This window comes from Nostoc sp. (genome assembly GCF_036916735.1).
Taxonomy (GTDB): domain Bacteria; phylum Cyanobacteriota; class Cyanobacteriia; order Cyanobacteriales; family Nostocaceae; genus Nostoc.
Map to the genome: position 1 here is coordinate 1 of NZ_JBALFV010000097.1, position 20090 is coordinate 20090.

A 20090-nucleotide genomic window follows, 5' to 3' on the forward strand; every position below is an offset into this window, starting at 1 on the left:
GAAAGTGGACAAATCAAATCAGTCGCTAAAAAATTTTGTGTATGCTAACTTCTGGTTACCCTAATTTTCTCTCATCACAATGAATTAGCCCTGCCCAACAGGGGGCTGATTAATGACTGCCCAAAACAGTCCCACACCCTTGATAGCATCGGCAAACTCATGGTAATCAAGAGGCTTGACGACGTATGCATTAACGCCTAACTCATAGCATCGAACTAAGTCTGGTTCCTCACGCGAAGATGTTAAAACTACGACTGGAATCACTCGCATTATTGGATCAGATTTTAGTTCTGTCAGCACTTCTAATCCATCGATTTTAGGTAGTTTTAAATCGAGCAGTACCACAACCGGATGCCCTTCCATCCGCAACCGAAACAGTCCCCGGCGATAGAGATAATCTAGTGCTTCCTCTCCATCACGCAATACTACTACTTCGTTGGCGAGATGATTTTCCGATAAGGCGGCCAATATTAATTCTGCATCGTTGGCACTATCTTCTATCAGCAGAATTCGCTTAAGTTCTTTCATTCGCCCTCCTTCTTCGACAACTTAGGTAGTGAGAAATAGAAGGTGGCTCCACTATCAACTACAGACTCTGCCCAGACTCGACCATTATGCCGATGAATAATGCGTTGTACGTTTGCCAATCCAACACCAGTGCCTTCAAATTTTGGGTCGCTATGCAGGCGTTGAAATACTCCGAATAGCTTGTGTACATATTGCATATTAAAGCCTACGCCGTTATCTTGTACAAAAAAGACAACTTCGTTTTCATTGTCAGTACTGCCAACAGTAATTTCTGTTGGGTTTCGAGTCTGGGAATATTTTACGGCATTGTCTATGAGGTTGCGAAGCACAAGGCGCAGCATCGAGGGGTCACCTTGCACTTCTGGCAGTGACTCTATATGCCAATTGATTGTGTGTCCTGGGATTTGGATTTGCAAATCGCGTTTTATTTCTTCCACTAGTTGCTCCATATTAATGTTGATGTAACGCATCTCCGTGCGCCCCATGCGAGAAAATGTGAGCAACTCATCTATTAGTATTCCTGCCTGTTTGCTAGTTTCTGCAATTATTTTTAAATAACGTTGACTTACTTCATCTAATGTACTTGTTGAGCTATGCCGTTTCTGAAGCAATTCTATAAATCCGGCGATGTGACGAAGCGGCGATCGCAAGTCGTGAGAGACTGAATAGGAGAATGATTCAAGTTCCTTGTTCGCGGCTTCGAGTTGGGCTGTGCGCTCTTGAATCCGTTGCTCTAGCATTTCGTTGAGTTGTTGCAGGGCGGCTTCAACAACTTTGCGATCGTGAATGTCGCTGGCGATGCCTACCCACTTGATAATCTGTCCGGCTGCATCTCGAAATGGCAAACCCCGCACAATATGCCAACGATAGCTACCATCAGAAACTCGACGAAAGCGAATTTCTGTTTCGTAGTTTGTAGCGTTAGCAACAGCCTCCATCGAAGTTTTAAAAATGTGATCACGGTCATCGGGGTGAATGATATCAATCCAGCCATACCCAGCAGTCTGCTCCATTGTCAGTCCACTGTAGTCAAACCAGTATTGATTGCAATAAGTAATACCATTATGGCTATCGCCCATCCAAATAGCCTGCGGCGACACTTCTGTTAAAATTCGGTATTGCTCCTCGCTGTCACGTAGCGCAGCTTCTGCCTGATTGCGTTGGCGTAACGCAGCTTGCTGTTCGCGTAGCGCAGCTTGCTGCTCGCTGATGTTAGTAATTAACGCCGCATAACCTTCAACCGTTCCCTCTTGATTAAACTGGGGAACGTAGACAGCATGAATATAACGTGTGCCACCATCTTGATAAGGAACTTGACTTTCAAAAGTGACTTGCTCTCCTGCCAGTACTTGTTCCACATAAGGACGAACTACTTGATACGCGGATTCACCTAAAATTTCCCAAAGATGCTTTCCATAGATTTCTGTCGGCGAATACCCAAACCACTCTTGATATGCTCGGTTGTTGAAGCGGTAACGTTGTTCTGAATCTACAAAAGAAATCAGAACTGGCAACGTATCTGTAATTAAGCGAAGTTCTGTTTCTCGTTGCCGCAGTGCCTCCTCCATTTGCTTGCGGTTGGTGATATCGCGCCAGCAGTTGATTGCACCAATAATCTCACCTTGGGAATCCCGAACTGGTACTACATTAGCGCTGGCTGTAATCCGGGTTCCATCAGGACGTTCAATGATGCACTCTTCATCGCGGATTGTTTCACCGTAGCGCGTAGCACGATATAAAGGCAGTTGCTTTAGGTTGAGGCGCGTTACACCATCAGCCAAAAACACACCGTAAGACTGAACGTAATCGCCAGAAGTCATGCCAACGAGGGATTCACCAGGTCTGCCCAAAAGCTCTTGCGCGAGTTTGCTATTAGCGATGATTCGGAAATCAGGGGGGCCGCCAGCGATCGTAATTCCCTCTGGGACGTGTTCTAAGAGCATTTGCAGGATGCTCTGAGAAACTTCTGCTTGTTTGCGATCGCGCAGCGCAGCTTGCCGTTGGCTCAAGTCAAGAACAAAACCAATAATTGTCCTATCTCCCTGCTTGACAAAGCCAATCAAGACAGGAACTTGAGAGCCATCTTTGCAGATGTATTCTTGCTCAAAGGGCTTACAACTCCCAGTAATTCTAAGTTTTTCAATTGCTTGCTCACTCACCTCAATGTATTCGGGTGGAGTAATCTCGCCCCAGCGAATTCTACCAGAGCGCAAATCCTCGCGTGTATAATTGAGCATTTGTAGAAAGGCATCATTGGCTTCAATGATTAAGCCATTGAGATCAGCCACAATTACCCCGATAATATTGGACTCTGTTAAGCGACCAAACCTTGCTTCACTTTCGCGTAGCGACTTCAGACTTGCCTCAGCTTTCTGTTGGGCTGTACGGCGTGATTCGTTCAGGCAACTGATTAACACTGCTGCCAGTATGAACACAACCAGAGGTATTAATCTACTTAGATTTGTAATGTTATGCGGATTGAACAGCTTGAAAAAGAAGTAGTTGATTGCCAAAGTAGCACTAACGGTAGCTACTAACCCCGGGCCTAAGCCACCGTACCAGGCACTCACCATCACCGCAACATAAAATAGTGCCGCAGGCGTTGGTGTGAGATATGAGTTGAGCAGCAGAGTTGCTCCCAGTGCTAAGACAACAGATAGCAAAGCAATGCCATAGTGCAGCAATTGCTCTCTACTACAAGCAAAAATTTTTTTAGGTTTTGATGCCCTCACTTCATGAGTCATAACCCTACTCTGCTTCTGGAAAATACTGGTTTAGAAGCCTTTTGCCGGGTTTACTCATCTGCCGTAACATTTCTTCTATTAGTTTTAGCGTTATCCGTGAAGGCACTGTATACCCTTTTTCTCAACGATTGACTATTTTGAATGAAAGTCTTAATTTAGCAGCAAACTATTTCTGAGAATTTCTGAGAAAAATTGAGTTGTTATCGAAGCTCTCGAATTAAATCTAAAATCTCCAGCTGCTTTCGGACAGACATCTCCTTATTTTTTATCCTCATAGCAATGACTAGGATAGGACAGGTGTCCTATTTTTATCTCCTGCTGAAGGAATATTTCTCAAGTTATACCAGTAAGCTGGGTTTCGCTGTTACTCTAGCTAATGTTCTATCTTAAAAAAGCTCACGTTTGAGGTTAAAAGGCTCAACGTTGGAGTAAAAAGGCTCAACGTTGGAGTAAAAAGACTCAACGTTGGAGTAAAAAGACTCAACGTTGGAGTAAAAAGACTCAACGTTGGAGTAAAAAGACTCAACGTTGGAGTAAAAAGACTCAACGTTGGAGTAAAAAGGCTCAACGTTGGAGTAAAAAGGCTCAACGTTGGAGTAAAAAGGCTCAACGTTGGAGTAAAAAGGCTCAACGTTGGAGTAAAAAGACTCAACGTTGGAGTAAAAAGACTCAACGTTGGAGTAAAAAGGCTCAACGTTGAGGTTCAAAGGGTGAAACTTAAGCTTTCCAATGTTTGGGTGATTGAAGATTTTCCGGTAAGATTGTTGTGCGATCGCCTTTTGCCAATTCAATCTGCTCTTGTCCTAGATTTTCGGCACCCTGAAGGTTTGCGTTTTTGAGAGCAGCACCAATGAATTTTGTATCTTGGAGATTTGCTCCAGCAAAAATTGCTCCTTCCAAGCTAGTTGCTGATAGTTCTGCTTTGTAGAGGTTTGCGTGCAAGAAAATTGCCCCTTGTAACTTGGCTTCCATCAAGTTTGCCTCTTGTAACTTGGCTCCTCTGAGGTCTGCCATTGTCATATTAGTTTCTATAAAGACTGCCTCTTGTAATTCTGCTTTATCTAAAAACACATTTTCCAGATTGGCTCCTCTGAATAATGCTTTTTTAAGCTTGGCTTCCGTGAAGTCTGCTCCTCTGATATCGATATTACGTAAATCCAGTCTCTTATTTTCCAGGTCATTCTCAGACTTGCGCCGTCCAATGACGGTAAGAGCTGCTTGAATATCCGTCTTAAGTTTTGGTTTTCGCTCTATTTCCTCTGACTTGATTAACAGTTTTGCCTTCTCTGCTTTTTTCTTGTCTTTTTTCACAGGCGCATTCTCTCGCACAAAAGCTGTGAGGACTTCCATGATTGTCCAGTGATCGTCTTTAGAATCTTTGGCGATTCGCTCTAAAGTATAAATTGCCCCTAATCGTGTTTCAATCTTTTTATTTCCAAGCTGTTCAATCGCCTTGGTAAAGCGTTCTGTGATTTGCTTGTCTTGTGCTGCTTGGGCATTTTTTAAAGCAGCTTCAGCAGTTTTATTTGCAGCTTCAGCACTTTTATCCATAGCTTCCCAACGCTTGGCTGCATAGAAAGCATTGATTAATACTGCAAATCCACCGAAAATCGTCCCAAGAGTTGTTAAGGCTTTAGCTCCATAATCTAGCCTTTGCTCTGTTTCCAAACCTTTAGGATTCAAAAATGCAAAATCAGAAAATAAAAATATCAAGGTAACGGCAATTAAAAAGACGATAAATACAGTAGATAAAATTATCAACCAATCCTTAAGTGTGTCTGTCTTGCTATCAGACATAAATTATGTTTCTTCTTGATATCCCAAATATTTACGGAGACTTTTGGTGAAAACTATAGCATTAAGTGAAACTGGTAGAATGCGCCTAAATAAGGAATGATGCTGTGATAACTCAACTTGATTGTCGCCAATCTGTCGGTGCTTCCATATAATCAGGTAGACGAGTGGTGCGATCGCCAAGTGCTTTTCTAATCTGGTGCAACTCTAAGTTTTTCGCCCCTGTTAAAATTGTCCCTTCCAGTTTGACATCACTAAGGTCAGCTTCTGAAAAGTTAGCTCCCATCAGGTTTGCCTGAGTTAGGTTAGCTTGATAAAATGTCGCTCTATACAGGTTAGCTCCGATCAGGTTTGCTTGATAAAGGTCAGCTTCTGTTAAACTGGCTTCTAAGAGATTGGCAAAATAAACTTCTGTTTGGTGGAGTTTGGCTGCATTCAAATTAGCCCCAGAAAGGTTGGCACCATTTAAGTTAGCCCCTGAGAGGTTGGCACCAATCAAACCCGTCATCTGCAAGTTGGCTTTACCTAATTTTGCTCCTTGCAAGTTAGCTAAAAATAGCTTTGCCCCAGAGAGGTTGGCGATTTTTAAAGTAGCTTGTTGTAAGTTAGCTTTATACAGGTTTGCTCCTTGCAAATTAGCTACACGCAGACTTGCTCCAGAGAGGTTAGCTGAACGCATGTTTGCCCCACACAGATTGGTGCGGTTAAGATTAGCCCAACAGAGGTTTGCTCCACAAAGGCTAGCTTTTAGTAATTTGGTTTCATAGAGATTAGACCTCACGAGTTTAGCGCTATTCAGGTCAGCCTCACTCAAGTCTGCTCCCCGCAGGTCAGCGCCACTCAGGTCAGAACCACGTAAGTCTGCTTGTTGGAGATTAACTCCTAGTAGGTCTGCCCTTCTAATGTCGATATTACGTAAATCAAGTTTTTGATTTTTTGGGTCTTCGAGTAAATTACGTCTGCCGATGACAGTTAAAGCTGCTTGAATATCCGTGCGGATTGTTGGAAATTCTTCATGGAGGTTTTGCTCTAAATCCTGTGTCGGCCGCGACCCACCTCTATGCCTACCTGAGTAAGCTTCTGGTGAATATTCCGGGTTTTGTTGCTCTACCTTCACCTGCCCAATAGGTGCATTCTCTCGCACAAAGGCAGTGAGAATTTCCATGATTGTCCAGTGTTCTTTAGAAAAATCCTGAGCAACTCTTTCTAATGCATAAATTGCACCTGTCCGGGTTTCAACCTTTTCATGACCAAGCTGGGCAATTGCCCCCATAAAGCGCTCTGAAATCAATCTGTCTTGATTAACTTTTGCATTTTGAAGGCCAATTTCCAAGTTTTTCTCAGCTGCGATCGCATTTTTCTGCATCGCTTGGGCACGCTTTGCGGCATAATAAGTATTAAACATTGCTGCCGATACGAGAAAAACTATTGCAGTAGTTGTTAATGCTTGGTTTCTATACTGAATTTTTTCCTGAATTGATAATTCTTTAATACTGGACAAAATAAAAAAAATTACAGTCAATGAGAAGCCAAATATAACTGTTATACTTATCAACCAATTCAAAAGTGTGTCTGTCTTTTTAGAAGACATGGGAACGATTTTCCTTACAACCTAGAATTATTACTTAGATATTTAGGAAAAATAGTATAGCATTTAGCAGAAAATTATAATAGGTGTCAAAACACTCAATTAACTAGTTAATGACAATGAATTTTGAATTTTGACTTTTAACTTTTGACACTTCCACTCCGCTCAGTGTCAACGGTGAGCCACTTGTGCCGACTTGTACCGAGCTTGTCCTGAGTTCAGCCCGAGCGGACTTGTACTGAGTTTAGCCCGAGCGGAGCCGAGGGGCGTAGTCGTAAAGCCTGCGGCATAGCTACGCTTAGGGCGTAGCCTCTCGTAGAGAAGGGCGAAGTCGAGGTAGCGACTTGTACTGAGCTTGTCCTGAGTTCAGCCCGAGCGGACTTGTACTGAGTTTAGCCCGAGCGGAGCCGAGGGGCGTAGTCGAAGTAGCCAAGGGGTGTAGTCGAACCGTTGACTTTTGACTTCCCCACAGGGGCTGACTTTCTCTTTGCAGTCTAGTGTTTTACTCAGAGAATTTAGCTTCTCTGAGGTTTGCCGCATCGAGTATGGCATCATTGAGAACTGCTCCATGCAGCCTAGCTAGATATAAGCTTGCACAATATAGGTTAGCTCCAGAGAGGTTAGCTCCTTTTAGACTAGCTGCACTGAGAATTGCTCCTTCTAGGTTAGCTAAAGATAAGTTAGCACCTTCTAGGTTAGCTGCACTAAGAATTGCTCCCGCGAGATTAGCTTCTGTAAGGTTAGCTCCAGCAAGATTAGCTTGATAAAGATTTGTCTGTTCTAAGTTCGCCCGATTCAGATTTACTCCTCTCATATCCGTATTACTCAAATCAAGTTGCTCATTTTTTGGGTCTTTGTTTACATCTCTTCTAGCGATAATGCTAAGAGCTGCTTGAATATCTACACGAAGTTTTGTTGACAAATTGCTCGTTACTTTCTCTTGGGGCATGTAAGGAGCATTTTGTCGTACAAAAGTAGTAAGAATGTCTATAATTATCCAGTGGTACTGTGGATAATTTTGGGCAATTTGCTCTAAATCATTAATTACAACTAGACTGGTTTCTATTGTCTTATTCCCTAGTTGTTCAATTGCTATTCTTAAACGTTCTTTTGGCGACTGATGCTGAGTTTGGTTAACTTTTACCTGAAAAGCATGTATGATCATACATATTTTTGATAGGTGATTGTCATTTTTAGGTAAAATATTTTTTATGCCATGAAAAGCATTAATAATTACTGTCAACATTTTTAATTGATAAAATGAGGTTGAAAAAATTACTTGTACTTATTACTGTTCATTCTTCACTATCAATTAACCCCGCTCATGATGATTTTGATTGATGCTTGCACTCAAGCATCGACATATTTAAATGCAGCAAAAATTACAGCCTATAGTTAAAGACTTAGTGCTGATTGGTAGCGGTCACAACCATGCAATTGCCCTGAAAATGTTTGGGAGAAAGCCTTTACTTGGTGTCCGTTTGACGACGTTGATTACCGCAGCCGAAAATACAGCCTACTCTGGAATGTTACCAGGACATATTACCGGATTTTATAGCCATGATGAATGTCATATTGACTTGCAACCTTTAGTGAACTTTGATCAAGCACGGTTGTATATTGACAGAGTAGTTGCCCTAGACTTGGAAAATCACAAAGTTCTTTGTGCTAACAGACTTGTGGTAGATTTTGATGTGCTGTCTATTGATATTGGCAGCACTCCGGCTAGGTGTCTGTATCAGGTGCAGCAAAATATGCGATCGCACTTAAACTAGTATCGTACTCCTTTAGAGAAGCAAGCTATGTACAGCATCTGCCAAAGAAAGGGAATTGAATAGAAAAATTACAAATTACGAAGTTAGTTGTTCAATTAACTCAATAATTTGTTGGTAATATTGGATATTTCCTTCTTGATAATACAAGTCTGCTGATTTTTGGAAATCCGCAATTGCTCTTTGAGAGTTACCTAAATTACGATAGACATCTGCCCGAAGGATGTAAGCAGAAGCCCAATTAGGCTGACGCAGCAAGGCTTGATTTAAGTCTGTAAGCGCTCCCTGTAAATCTTTTAATAGAGAACGGCTACGACCCCGATTGTACCAGTCTTCAGCAAAGCTGGGGTCGATCGCGATCGCTCGACTATAATCTTCTATTGCCCCTTGATAATCTTCTAAGGCATAGCGAGCATTAGCGCGATCGCTGTAAAATGCAGCAGATTGGGGATTTATTTGTAATGCTTGGGTATAATCCGCGATCGCACTTTCATATTCTTCTAAAGCATAATGGGTTGAACCTCGGTTGTAATATGCTTCAATTAAATCGGGATTAATTTTTAATGCCTGATTATAATCTGCGATCGCTCCTTGTTCATCCCCCAAAAGACGACGAGCATTTCCTCGATTGCAGTACGCTTGAGAAAATTCCGGAACAAGTTCTATTGCTTGGGTGTTATCATCAATTGCTCCCTGTAAATCTTGCAGGGCTTCACGGGCAATTGAGCGACCGTAATAAGCTGCGGCTAAGTTATCATTAATTTGTAATGCCCGATCGTAATCTTTAATTGCTCCTTTATGATCTCCTAAAGAACGACGAGCCGCCGCGCGATCGCAATATCCTTCGGCTAAACTAGGATTGAGTTGTAATAGACGATTACTATCTTCAATTGCACCTTGATAGTCTCCTAATCGGCGACGAGCATTAGCCCGAAAGCCGTATACTAAAGCTAAAGTCGGGTTTTCTTGTAACGCTCGATCATAATCTGCGATCGCACCCTCATAGTCTTCAAGAGTACTACGAACCAGACCCCGCTCAGAATAGGCTTGCACATCATCAGGATTGAACTTTAATGCTTGGTTAAAATCCTCAATTGCTTGATGATATTTTTTAAGATGAGCAAGAATCAGACCCCGATTGTAATATGCTCCGGCAAACTTGGGATTGATTTCTAGGGCGCGGTTGTAATTAGCGATCGCACTTTGATAATCTGCTAAAGAGTAGTGGGCATTGCCTCGATTATGATAAGCCTCCGCCAAGTTTGGATCTAATTGTAATGCTCGGTTGTGGTCAGCGATCGCTTCGGGGAAATTTCCTAAGATATGGTGAATATTGCCCCGATTGCTGTAAGCTGCGGCAAAATTGGGATGCCATTGTAAGGCTTGCTGAAAATCAGCGAGCGCTCCTTGATAATCGCCGTTCTCAAAACAAGCTACACCTCGATTATGATAAGCATTGGCAATATCAATATTGATATTATCAGCTAACTGGGTACTAGTTTCGATGGTTTGGATATAATCAGCGATCGCTTTGTCGTAGTCTTCTAAGGCAAAGTAAGCATTACCCCGGCTGTGGTAAGATTGGGCGAGATTTGGATCGATTTGTAATGCTTGGTTATGATCGGCGATCGCTCCTTCGTAATCGGCTAAAAAGTAACGTGCATTAGCTCTGTGATAATAGGCTGTGGCAAAATTGGGATTGATTTCTATGGCGCGATTAAAATCTGCGATCGCACTGCGATAATCTTTGAGTTGACCACTTAGAAAAATCCCTCGATTATGGTAAGCTTCGGCATAGTTAGGATTGAGTTTGATTGCTTGGGTGTAAGCTGCGTTCGCTCCTTGATAATCCCCTTGCAAATTGTGGTTTAATCCTTGGTTTAATAAGTCTTCAGCATTCATATATTTTTTTGGATTTCGACATTCCCTAGCTTTCAGGCAACGGGATTCTTTACGATATGTTTTGAAAATAGTTCCAGTTACTATTGTGCCTCCTGTTAAGAGGATGTTTGAAAAGTAGGAAGTTGAGTAAAGCATACTCTAGCAACCTAACCCAAGATCAATGGGAATTGCAAGAACCGTTAATTCCGTAGCCAAAACAGGTGGTCATCCAAGAGTTGTAGAGATGTGGGAAGTAGTCAACGCGATTTTTTATGTATTAACACTCTTGATGTACTGGGCAAAACCTACTAGGAGACTTCCGCAATTGACAAACGGTATACATGTACTTTCGTAATTGGCGTTCGGAGACTTTATCTACCTTGCCATGATCCGGATTCTGGTGCGATGTTTGGCATAAATTTTTACCCCTCAAAACTTTTCAAACACCCTCTTATAATTTTATTTTTTGAAACTATTTTCAATCTGATAAGTTTTATTGATAGATATATATTTTTATACATCTATGTACGTAGAATTTAATTAGCGATCGCCCCTGAGAAAAACTTTACGATTTACTGAATTTGTTGTAAATCAATGGTACGGGGTGATTTACGCTCCGAACTAATCGTACATAAAATGCCTAAAAGACAATTAACCCCTAATTAGGCAAGGTAAATGTAATAATAAAACTTCAGATGAATCTAATTGATAATAACGGGAACATAAAAAATGCAAACATTAGAACTCTACGAGTCAATTCTTTTAATTGGTAAAACTACGACAGAAAGAGCTTTACAGTTGTTTGACGCTCTTGAACCAGTGAATTTAGACTTTATGCTCGGTCGTTGGCAAGGCTCTGGACTTCATACAGATCACCCTATGGATGGCTTATTAGAAATGTCTAATTGGTATGGGAAGGAATTTGTTGATCCTGAGAATGTTCACCCTTTGTTATTTTTAGATAGTCATGAAAGAATTTTTAAGGTAGCGCCCAATGCTACTATGATGAACTGGACTTTAAAGTTTCCAATTCCAAAAAATAATTCTTTGAAACCTTGGCTAATGCTGACTAATTCCTTACTGAAAACAGAGAAAAGTCAAGCCAGACTCCGAAGCATGGAATATCGAGGTAAAATTAGTGCCACGATGATCTATGATTATTTACCTATTAATGACTATTTTAGAAAAGTAGATGACAATACTGTGTTAGGAATTATGGATTTGAAAAACTTACCTCAACCTTTCTTTTTTGCCCTAAATCGACGTTCTTAGGTCTTTTAATTATTTGTTTTTTATCAAACCTTGTCTGAATAATATTTTCAGACGAGGCATGGCAGAAAAATGCGTCTTGGTTACTTTTACCCCAATTAAACTAGCGATAAGATTAAAGGAATTCAGCAGGGAGAACACTTGGTGGTGGAAAACTTGCTCGAAGTTCGCTTTGGTGAAATAGACAATGAGCTTCAAGCAATTATTGAACCTTTATTAGCGTTATCACTAGAAGAGTTTACGCCTTGACTATTGCAGTTATCCCGTAAAAAATTAATCGGTTTTGCTAGTATCAATTACATCTGTTTGAATTATTAAAATAAAGCTGAAAGGAGAAAGAAAAAGAGTTTAATTCTTCCCTTTTTGTTTTATCTACTTTTTAACTCACCTTAAAATGTAAAATAAAAGACATTAATACAGGATTATACAAATCATTCTCTAATTTTTTAAGCAATCAAAGTTTTATTTTGTAGGTTTGTATAAATGGATTTTCTGACAATTATAGGGTTAGCGGCTGCCACAATAACCACAATCTCTTTTTTGCCACAGATGTTTAAAACGTGGCAAACAAAATCAGCAAAAGATGTTTCTTTAGTGACGTTAATTACATTCATGATTGGTGTTTTTTTGTGGTTAGTTTATGGAATATATTTACAATCGTTACCGATTATTCTTGCTAACGGCATGACATTAGTTTTTAACTTCATTATTCTATGGCTTAAAATTAGATATAGATAAACTTGCCTCTAAAAAACACCTGTGACATCATCTGTATTTACCTCTGAACGCCTCCTTTTTACCCCCGTCACCCCAGATACCGACGCTATCCCAATAATTTTTGGCTTTCCCAATGAATACAGCGTAGGTATCACTAGCCTCGGCTATCAGGTGGTATGGGCAACCTTGGCAATGCGTGATGATGTGCAAGTAAGTCGCTTGTTTACAGATACTCACGAACAACTCCCCAGAACACCGGAAATTGTAGGATTTTCGATTTCCTGGGAACTGGATTATGTAAATATTTTAAATTTGCTGGAATCTTTAGAAATTCCCATTCTGGCAACTTCTCGTGATGATTCTCATCCAATAATTTTTGGTGGTGGCCCCGTTCTCACAGCGAATCCCGAACCTTTTGCAGATTTTTTTGATGTAATTTTACTGGGGGATGGTGAAAACCTACTGGGAAATTTCCTTGAGGCGTACAAAGAAGTGAGAAACGCTTCTAGACAAACTCAACTAAAAAGGCTTGCACAAGTCCCAGGAATTTATATTCCCAGTTTATATGAGGTGGAATATCACGCAATAGATGGTGCAGTAAAATCAATTAAACCAATTTCTCCAGAAATTCCCGCAGTGGTGCAAAAGCAAACTTATCGAGGAAATACGCTATCGGCATCAACTGTAGTCACCGAAAAAGCTGCATGGGAAAATATTTACATGGTGGAAGTTGTAAGAAGTTGTCCAGAAATGTGCCGCTTTTGTTTGGCGAGTTATCTCACACTGCCTTTTAGAACCGCCAGTCTTGAGACTTCATTAATTCCAGCCATTGAAAAAGGTTTAGAAGTTACAAATCGGCTAGGATTATTGGGGGCTTCAGTAACTCAACATCCAGAATTTGAGACTTTGCTAGATTATATTAGTCAGCCAAAGTACGATGATGTCCGTCTCAGTATTGCATCAGTGCGAACCAATACTGTAACTGTTCAGTTAGCAGAAACTTTGACGAAACGAGACACGCGATCGCTTACCATTGCAGTAGAAAGTGGTTCCGAGAAAATCCGCCAAATCGTCAACAAAAAGCTACATAACGACGAAATTATGCAAGCAGCGATAAATGCCAAAGCTGGTGGATTAAAAAGCTTAAAACTCTACGGAATGGCAGGAATTCCTGGTGAAGAAGCAGAGGATTTAGAACAAACCGTGGCGATGATGCGTAATATCAAAAAAGCTGCACCGGGATTGCGGTTAACATACGGATGCAGCACCTTTGTACCCAAAGCACACACACCATTTCAATGGTTTGGAGTGAATCGCCAAGCCGAAAAGCGGTTGCAGTTTTTGCAAAAACAGCTAAAATCACAGGGAATAGAGTTTCGCCCAGAAAGCTATAATTGGTCGATTATACAGGCTTTGTTGTCGAGAGGCGATCGCAGACTGTCCCAACTCCTCCAACTTACTCGTGACTTTGGCGACTCCTTGGGTAGCTACAAACGTGCTTTCAAGCAACTTAAAGGACAAATCCCCGATTTAGATTTCTACGTCCACACTGATTGGTCAACAGAACAAGTATTACCCTGGAGCCACTTGCAAGGGCCTCTGCCACAGTCTACACTACTAAAGCATTTGGCTGATGCTCAGATTTATATCAACCCATCCCCGAAGGAACTACAGCCAGTACTAGGGACTAGGGACTAGGGACTAGGAATTAAAAGTTAATATTCAACACCCAGTACCCAGTCCCCAATACCCAGTCCCCAACACCTTGAAAACTTGATGCAAAACACAGCCGAGTATTATTGCGCCTATTGCGGCGAACCAAACTTAACTTTTATTGATTTGAGTGCTGGAGGACAGCAATCTTATGTTGAAGATTGTCAAGTTTGCTGTAACCCAAATATTTTGTATGTTCGGGTAGATGAAGATACTTTAGATATCGAGATTGATACGGAATCCGAAAGTTGAATTTTAGGTCTTTCTTTCCATGCTGCACTTTAAACATTCTTCAGTAATTAATGCCCTACCAGAAGTAGTTTGGAAATTTCACGAAAGGGCAGATATTTTGCAACTGCTGAATCCACCCTGGCAGCCAGTCCAAATCGTTCATCGTGAGGGGGGACTGAACGTGGGCGCTATTACAGAATTTCGCCTGTTTCTTGGCCCATTACCCTTAACTTGGTTAGCGCGTCATACTGAATGTGAAAAATATTGCCTGTTTACCGACGAACAGATATCTGGCCCTTTTGAATCTTGGATACATCGACATGAATTTGAACCGGAAGCTGGCAAAACTAGGCTGACTGATGCTATTTCCTTCTCTATGCCTGGTGGAGGAACAGTTGAATTTGTTAGTGGTTGGTTAGTGCAAGTCCAACTAGAAGCAATGTTTCGCTATCGCCACTATGTAACGAAACGAGAATGTGAGTCACAATAGCAGAATATGCTTGTAAGAGTCATCCTTTAAGTTTGAAAAACCTATTCACTATTTCTCGTAAATAAAGGGTTAAACATCCCAATCATATCGTGTCCGGTTAAAGACTTATCATTTAGACCGCAATTCTTGCTGGGGGCAGGGGGCAGCAAGAAAGAAGCTTTTCTGATTTTTGCACAGATGCGGTAATTATAAGTGATTAACCGGACTTAATATCATTATTTGATAAATCTCGTTAAAATCTCATTCTTTAGAATTGTATCTACTTTGAAACTAGAGACAGATAGCGCCAAATGGGTAAGTTAAGTAATATGAACAAAGCAATTAGTTTCTTAAGGGAATTTAACAATAGCATTTTATCCTAGTGGTAAAACTTAAACTGCATACAATGGCAAAAACCGCAATGCTGCTGAACTTGGGCTAACTCCTCAGTCTGAACTTTGGAGCGATCGCAAGGCTATAATTAGTTTTCTAACTTACCTATTTTGGGATCTCTATGGTTATAACGTAGTGCAGAACCTACTTCACCTAATTTCTTAACTCTCTGCTATTATTGACCATCTTAATTGCAGGCTTAAATTATATTACCAAAGTATCAAATGTTATAAAATTTATTTATACCATTGTTTTCAGTATTATTACTAATATGACCCAACTTTATAATCGAAAACAGTTTTGAGAATAGCAGTTGCTTGTGCAATACTTGTTAAAGTATCTTAATATTTTTACATATTTATTTTTGTTCATTAGCATTGTCCAGTGTGAAACATTGACCATTAACAGATTTCTCTGTTAATTGTTCCTATCATGACTATATTTTTGGAATTTTCACCTAAATAGTAGCTAGGCGGAGTAAAAGCGTGATCCAGTTAGAACAACCACCCAGTCATCAAATAAAACTGACTCCAGTAGTGAAAAGTAAATTTCAGTTTAAGGGGCTTTTCATTGCTATTGTCATTGTTAGCGCATGGGTCATGAGCCTGAGTTTATTACTTTCTCTTGACATTTCCAAGCTAAAATTTTGGATGTTATTGCCTGTAATACTATGGCAGGCATTTTTATACACGGGATTATTTATTACATCTCATGATGCCATGCATGGGATAGTATTTCCCCAAAACCCTAAAATTAATCATTTTATTGGGACAGTAAGCCTATCTCTTTATGGTCTTTTACCCTATAAAAAATTATTGCAGAAACATTGGGTGCATCACCACAATCCAGCAAGTTCAATAGACCCAGATTTCCATAATGGAAAACACAAAAATTTCTTTGCTTGGTATTTTCATTTTATGAAGGGTTACTGGAGTTGGGGACAAATCATTGCTCTGACTATTATCTATCACTTTGCTAATCACATCCTTCATATACCCCATGCTAATTTAACAACTTTTTGGGTGATTCCCTCGCTTTTAAGTTCATTCCAATTGTTTTATTTTGGTACTTTTTTACCTCATAGCGAACCCATTGGAGGTTATATTCAGCCTCATTGTGCCCAAACGATTAGTCGTCCAATTTGGTGGTCATTTATCACATGCTATCATTTCGGCTACCACGAAGAACATCACGAATATCCCCATATTTCTTGGTGGCAGTTACCAGAAATTTACAAAGCAAAATAGTTCTTGTTTATCTAATATAGATAATAGCAGCAAGAATCACACGGTAATCTATATAGTTTGAGCAAGGCATTCTTTTAGATTATCCTACTTATGCCAGTTAATAATTATCGTCTTGTCACCTATAGCCCTGCTTATACAATAGTTCCTACTTACGAGTGCTTTAATCGTTGTAGTTACTGCAACTTTCGCAGCGAACCGGGTAAAAGTCCCTGGATAAGTATTTCAGATGCAGAAAGTATTTTAAAATCGCTTCAAAGCGAAAAAGTATGTGAAATCCTCATCCTCAGTGGTGAAGTGCATCCCCATTCGCCAAGACGTCAGGCGTGGTTTAAGCGGATTTATGATTTGTGTGAATTAGCACTTTCAATGGGGTTTTTACCGCATAGCAATGCAGGCCCCCTGAGTTTTGAGGAAATGCAAAAGCTGAAACGTGTGAATGTTTCAATGGGGCTGATGTTAGAACAGTTAACACCAACATTGTTAAATACTGTACATCGGCACGCACCAAGTAAATTACCAGAGGTACGGCTACAACAATTACAATGGGCGGGAGAGTTGCAGATTCCTTTTACAACTGGGTTACTGTTGGGAATTGGAGAAACTGTAAATGATTGGTGGAAAACTTTGGAAGCTATATCTCAGCTGCATCAACATTATCACCATATTCAAGAAGTTATTCTGCAACCTCATAGTCCTGGACATCAGCAAACTTTTGATGCACCATCTTTTGATCCCCATGAATTACCAGAAGTAATTGCTAAAGCGCGTGAGATTTTACCGCCAGATATTACTATTCAAATTCCGCCTAATTTAGTTAAAGATAACTGCTGGTTACTCGCTTGTATCGAAGCTGGTGCGCGAGATTTAGGTGGAATTGGCCCAAAAGATGAAGTGAATCCCGATTATCCTCATGTTCAAGAACAAGCATTAAGAGAAATTTTACAACCTGCTGGGTGGGAATTGATGCCGCGATCGCCAGTTTATCCGCAATTTGATAGCTGGTTGTCGGGAGAATTACAAACAGCAGTGAAACGCTGGCGCAAAATAACACCAGTTTCTCTTTTGGCAGAATAACTAAGTAAAGATTTTCGTAATTCGTAATTAAGTTTTGACCATGATAACTGTGCAATTACTCTTGCGAGAAATATTTTCTGCAATATTTCCTTTAATCGCCTGTTGCAGTAGACTTTCACGGCTGGCTCCCAGAACAATCACATCACTGTTGTCTTCTTTGGCATACTTAAGGACAGCCTCAGAAACAGAATTGGCACGAACTGGAGTTCCCATAACTTCACCACTAACTCGGCGTTGGAGAAAGTGAACAGATTTATCTAGTAATGTTGTGTCAGGAATGGAGTTAGTAGGCTGGAAAACTTGACATAGCTTAATTTGGGGCGATGTACTTAAAGAAGCAAGAGCAGGTAATAACTTAATTGCTTGGCTGGAGTTAGGGCCGCCTGCCATTGGCAGCAACCAACGGTCAAAAGCTCTTTTATCATCCAATTTAGCCAGGATAACATCACAAGGAGCCTGTCGAATTACTGTATCAACCACTCGGCTGAAAACTCTACCAGGAGTTGATGTACTGCCTTTCCAACCCATCAGTACCAAGTCAATGTGTCGATTTTTGACAGTCTCCAAAATTGCCCCAGCAACATCATGAGCAACTCGAATTTGAGTGTGAACAGGAATCCGCCATTTCTCTCCTAATAATATTGCCTGTTGGAAAAGTTGAAGACTTTTGCTGATTTGCACTGGTGTTTCCGATGGAATGCGCCCAGATGGAACCATAATCACTTGTAGGCATTCTATTTCGTAATTGCGATTTTTAGCGATCGCAACTGCCATTTCTAGTAAAGTCTGGGCTGTCTGGGGATGTGAAAGCGGTACTAGCAAACGTCCTTTGCCTGTAGCCGGAGCGCGAGTTTGGTAAACCACATAAGAAGGTGCTGATTTCGGTTCTATTTGTTGGCTATTACCACTGAGTCGCTCTGCTTCCACGCGAATAATGTCACTACGAGTAATAATTCCTATTAGCTTGCGACCTTCTGTAACAGGTAAACAGCTTAAATGATAACGATTAAGTATATGCAGTACATCAGCAAGTGTCGCTGTGGGACTTACTGTTACTGGCTCTGGTGTCATAATTTCGCTGACAGTTCTATCTTTACCTAACTGTTGCGAAGCAATGTTAACTAAATCTTGTTGAGTGACAATACCAACAACTTTACCATTCTCTAAAACTGGAAAATTGCGATGGTGAGATTGGGAAAACGCCTGTACTGCTTCATCAGTACTCATTTGGCTAGAGAGAGTTTCGACACGCCGTTGCATTACATCTGCGGCACTCAATTGTGCTAAAAGCCCGTCTGTACTTGGCTCTTTGGTGATATGAATCCCTTTCCACTCTAGGAGAAGATCGTAGAGTGATCGGCGATCAATTTTTTCCGCTACTAAATAGGCAACCACAGACGCAATCATTAGCGGTAGTACCAGATTGAAATCAGTTGTCATCTCAAACACAATGACGACTGCTGTAATTGGTACCTTAGAGACGGCGCTAAAAAAAGCAGCCATGCCCACATGAGCATAGATTGTTGCAGCACTCATTCCCAGTAAACTGTGTTCCACAGCACCCACTAAGTAACCGAGGGCAGCTCCCAAGGCCAAAGTTGGAACTAGTAAACCCCCTGGCGCTCCAGAGCCGTAGGTAAAAATAATTAGGATAAACTGGACTAAAAGAGCGATCGCTGCAAATGACCAGTTAGTATTACCCACAAGCAAAATTTCTCTCAGCCCAGCATGATCGCGAAAGGTAACAGGTAATAAAGCGATCGCAACACCACTGGCTAATCCAACAATTCCGATTCGCCAGGTTAAACTCAGGTGTAGTACGCGGCGGTTAATTGCCAGACTGGCAAGAATACCCTTGTTAAATAGAATGCCTAGTAGTCCCGCTAGTACTCCCAAAATGAAGTAGAAGGGGATTTCCTGAGCAAAGAAAGTTGTCTCTGGCAAACCTAGATTCAGATGATTCAGATCCAGGCTATGACTACCATAGAGCCGGGAGATCACTGAAGCGATAAAAGAAGCCAAAATCGCAGTGCCAAGAGTAATACCTGATACATCTTGCAGTAATTCTTCGACTACAAATAGTACACCAGCGATCGGTGCATTAAAAGCCGCAGCCAACCCAGCCCCGGCTCCGGCGGCGATTAGTTGGCGACGATGCTCTGGTGAAGTCGGTGCCCAATTACTTAGTTGATTTGCCAAGGCTGCCCCAATTTGGACAGTTGGCCCTTCCCGTCCTAAAGGCATTCCAGAACCCAGCACTAATGTAGCGCTGATCAACTTGACCAAAGCAATCCGTAGATTTAACGGCATTGGCACGCGAGCCAATACAGCTTTGACTTCAGACATTCCACTACCTGATGCTTCAGGTGCAAACCGCTCTACTAGCCAACCGCCTAAGATCCCCCCGATCAGTCCAATGCCTGGTAGCACCAAGTAGGCAGGCCAATGGTAAGAAAGATGCACTCGCCATGCACCTGCCCAATCCACTGTCTGTCCTAATAGAACTGCCGCTAGCCCGGAAACAAGACCAATCAGGCAAGCTTCCACGAAAGCTAACCGTCTGGGTCGAAGCAGCTGACGGGAAAGCCTCAACCAGAGAATTTTACCTCTGGATAACATATTTTTAGCAATCACTTGTCATAAATGAAGGTATATAAATGTCTGAAATGT

Annotated in this window: 16 protein-coding genes and 1 pseudogene; 9 read left to right on the forward strand and 8 right to left on the reverse strand. The window is 41.2% G+C overall.

The window, feature by feature from the left end; genetic code table 11:
• Positions 1-84: 84 nt before the first annotated feature.
• The 5 genes from V7L20_RS22060 to V7L20_RS22080 form a co-directional block, all read right to left on the reverse strand.
• A complete protein-coding gene (locus V7L20_RS22060) occupies positions 85-528 on the reverse strand; it encodes a response regulator (RefSeq protein WP_334746144.1) in 444 nt (147 codons plus the stop codon).
• Positions 525-3272, reverse strand: coding sequence for a PAS domain S-box protein (locus V7L20_RS22065; RefSeq protein ID WP_334746145.1), 2748 nt, complete (start codon positions 3270-3272; stop codon positions 525-527). Before V7L20_RS22065 ends, V7L20_RS22060 begins: the two co-directional genes overlap by 4 nt.
• Before the next feature lie 717 nt (positions 3273-3989).
• On the reverse strand, positions 3990-5069 hold the full coding sequence (locus V7L20_RS22070) for a pentapeptide repeat-containing protein (RefSeq protein ID WP_334746146.1): 1080 nt from the start codon (positions 5067-5069) through the stop codon (positions 3990-3992).
• 112 nt (positions 5070-5181) lie between these two features.
• On the reverse strand, positions 5182-6657 hold the full coding sequence (locus V7L20_RS22075) for a pentapeptide repeat-containing protein (protein WP_334746147.1): 1476 nt from the start codon (positions 6655-6657) through the stop codon (positions 5182-5184).
• 499 nt (positions 6658-7156) lie between these two features.
• Positions 7157-7819 (reverse strand): pentapeptide repeat-containing protein, encoded by a 663-nt coding sequence (locus V7L20_RS22080; protein WP_334746148.1) that lies wholly within the window; start codon positions 7817-7819, stop codon positions 7157-7159.
• A 205-nt stretch (positions 7820-8024) separates the two neighbouring features.
• Between V7L20_RS22080 and V7L20_RS22085 the strand changes: the two genes are divergently transcribed.
• Positions 8025-8429 (forward strand): hypothetical protein, encoded by a 405-nt coding sequence (locus V7L20_RS22085; RefSeq protein WP_334746149.1) that lies wholly within the window; start codon positions 8025-8027, stop codon positions 8427-8429.
• Positions 8430-8504: 75 nt separating this feature from the next.
• Here V7L20_RS22085 and V7L20_RS22090 read toward each other — a convergent pair whose 3' ends face one another.
• On the reverse strand, positions 8505-10328 hold the full coding sequence (locus V7L20_RS22090; RefSeq protein WP_334746150.1) for a tetratricopeptide repeat protein: 1824 nt from the start codon (positions 10326-10328) through the stop codon (positions 8505-8507).
• Between the two features lie 122 nt (positions 10329-10450).
• Here V7L20_RS22090 and V7L20_RS22095 point away from each other — a divergent pair.
• A pseudogene (locus V7L20_RS22095) lies at positions 10451-10633 on the forward strand (transposase); the annotation flags it as partial.
• A 403-nt stretch (positions 10634-11036) separates the two neighbouring features.
• Positions 11037-11579 (forward strand): DUF4334 domain-containing protein, encoded by a 543-nt coding sequence (locus tag V7L20_RS22100; RefSeq protein ID WP_334746151.1) that lies wholly within the window; start codon positions 11037-11039, stop codon positions 11577-11579.
• Between the two features lie 443 nt (positions 11580-12022).
• On the opposite strand, the gene V7L20_RS22105 is transcribed toward V7L20_RS22100, so the two are convergent.
• Positions 12023-12190: a hypothetical protein gene (locus V7L20_RS22105; protein WP_334746221.1), complete on the reverse strand. Its 168-nt coding sequence runs from the start codon at positions 12188-12190 to the stop codon at positions 12023-12025.
• Between V7L20_RS22105 and V7L20_RS22110 the strand changes: the two genes are divergently transcribed.
• From V7L20_RS22110 to cofG, 6 genes are all read left to right on the forward strand, one after another.
• Entirely contained in the window at positions 12117-12314 is a 198-nt protein-coding gene (locus tag V7L20_RS22110) for a SemiSWEET transporter (protein ID WP_334746213.1), read from the forward strand. The genes V7L20_RS22105 and V7L20_RS22110 overlap by 74 nt on opposite strands.
• A 21-nt stretch (positions 12315-12335) precedes the next feature.
• Positions 12336-13991, forward strand: coding sequence for a B12-binding domain-containing radical SAM protein (locus tag V7L20_RS22115; RefSeq protein ID WP_334746152.1), 1656 nt, complete (start codon positions 12336-12338; stop codon positions 13989-13991).
• 78 nt (positions 13992-14069) lie between these two features.
• A complete protein-coding gene (locus V7L20_RS22120; RefSeq protein ID WP_012411100.1) occupies positions 14070-14258 on the forward strand; it encodes a CPXCG motif-containing cysteine-rich protein in 189 nt (62 codons plus the stop codon).
• 19 nt (positions 14259-14277) lie between these two features.
• Positions 14278-14727, forward strand: a complete 450-nt coding sequence (locus V7L20_RS22125) for an SRPBCC family protein (protein WP_334746153.1) — start codon at positions 14278-14280, stop codon at positions 14725-14727.
• 857 nt (positions 14728-15584) lie between these two features.
• Positions 15585-16346: a beta-carotene ketolase CrtW gene (gene crtW / locus V7L20_RS22135; protein ID WP_334746154.1), complete on the forward strand. Its 762-nt coding sequence runs from the start codon at positions 15585-15587 to the stop codon at positions 16344-16346.
• Positions 16347-16436: 90 nt separating this feature from the next.
• Positions 16437-17420, forward strand: coding sequence for a 7,8-didemethyl-8-hydroxy-5-deazariboflavin synthase subunit CofG (cofG, locus tag V7L20_RS22140; RefSeq protein WP_334746155.1), 984 nt, complete (start codon positions 16437-16439; stop codon positions 17418-17420).
• A 27-nt stretch (positions 17421-17447) separates the two neighbouring features.
• Here the strand turns inward: cofG and V7L20_RS22145 are convergent, their stop codons facing one another.
• Positions 17448-20039: a chloride channel protein gene (locus tag V7L20_RS22145; RefSeq protein ID WP_334746214.1), complete on the reverse strand. Its 2592-nt coding sequence runs from the start codon at positions 20037-20039 to the stop codon at positions 17448-17450.
• Positions 20040-20090: the final 51 nt, after the last annotated feature.

Coding starts and splice junctions, on each gene's coding strand:
- V7L20_RS22060 (WP_334746144.1), bottom strand. CDS start 528: ATGAAAGAACTTAAGCGAATTCTGCTGATAGAAGATAGTGCCAACGAT.
- V7L20_RS22065 (WP_334746145.1), bottom strand. CDS start 3,272: ATGACTCATGAAGTGAGGGCATCAAAACCTAAAAAAATTTTTGCTTGT.
- V7L20_RS22070 (WP_334746146.1), bottom strand. CDS start 5,069: ATGTCTGATAGCAAGACAGACACACTTAAGGATTGGTTGATAATTTTA.
- V7L20_RS22075 (WP_334746147.1), bottom strand. CDS start 6,657: ATGTCTTCTAAAAAGACAGACACACTTTTGAATTGGTTGATAAGTATA.
- V7L20_RS22080 (WP_334746148.1), bottom strand. CDS start 7,819: ATGATCATACATGCTTTTCAGGTAAAAGTTAACCAAACTCAGCATCAG.
- V7L20_RS22085 (WP_334746149.1), top strand. CDS start 8,025: ATGCAGCAAAAATTACAGCCTATAGTTAAAGACTTAGTGCTGATTGGT.
- V7L20_RS22090 (WP_334746150.1), bottom strand. CDS start 10,328: ATGAATGCTGAAGACTTATTAAACCAAGGATTAAACCACAATTTGCAA.
- V7L20_RS22100 (WP_334746151.1), top strand. CDS start 11,037: ATGCAAACATTAGAACTCTACGAGTCAATTCTTTTAATTGGTAAAACT.
- V7L20_RS22105 (WP_334746221.1), bottom strand. CDS start 12,190: ATGAATGTAATTAACGTCACTAAAGAAACATCTTTTGCTGATTTTGTT.
- V7L20_RS22120 (WP_012411100.1), top strand. CDS start 14,070: ATGCAAAACACAGCCGAGTATTATTGCGCCTATTGCGGCGAACCAAAC.
- V7L20_RS22125 (WP_334746153.1), top strand. CDS start 14,278: ATGCTGCACTTTAAACATTCTTCAGTAATTAATGCCCTACCAGAAGTA.
- cofG (WP_334746155.1), top strand. CDS start 16,437: ATGCCAGTTAATAATTATCGTCTTGTCACCTATAGCCCTGCTTATACA.
- V7L20_RS22145 (WP_334746214.1), bottom strand. CDS start 20,039: ATGTTATCCAGAGGTAAAATTCTCTGGTTGAGGCTTTCCCGTCAGCTG.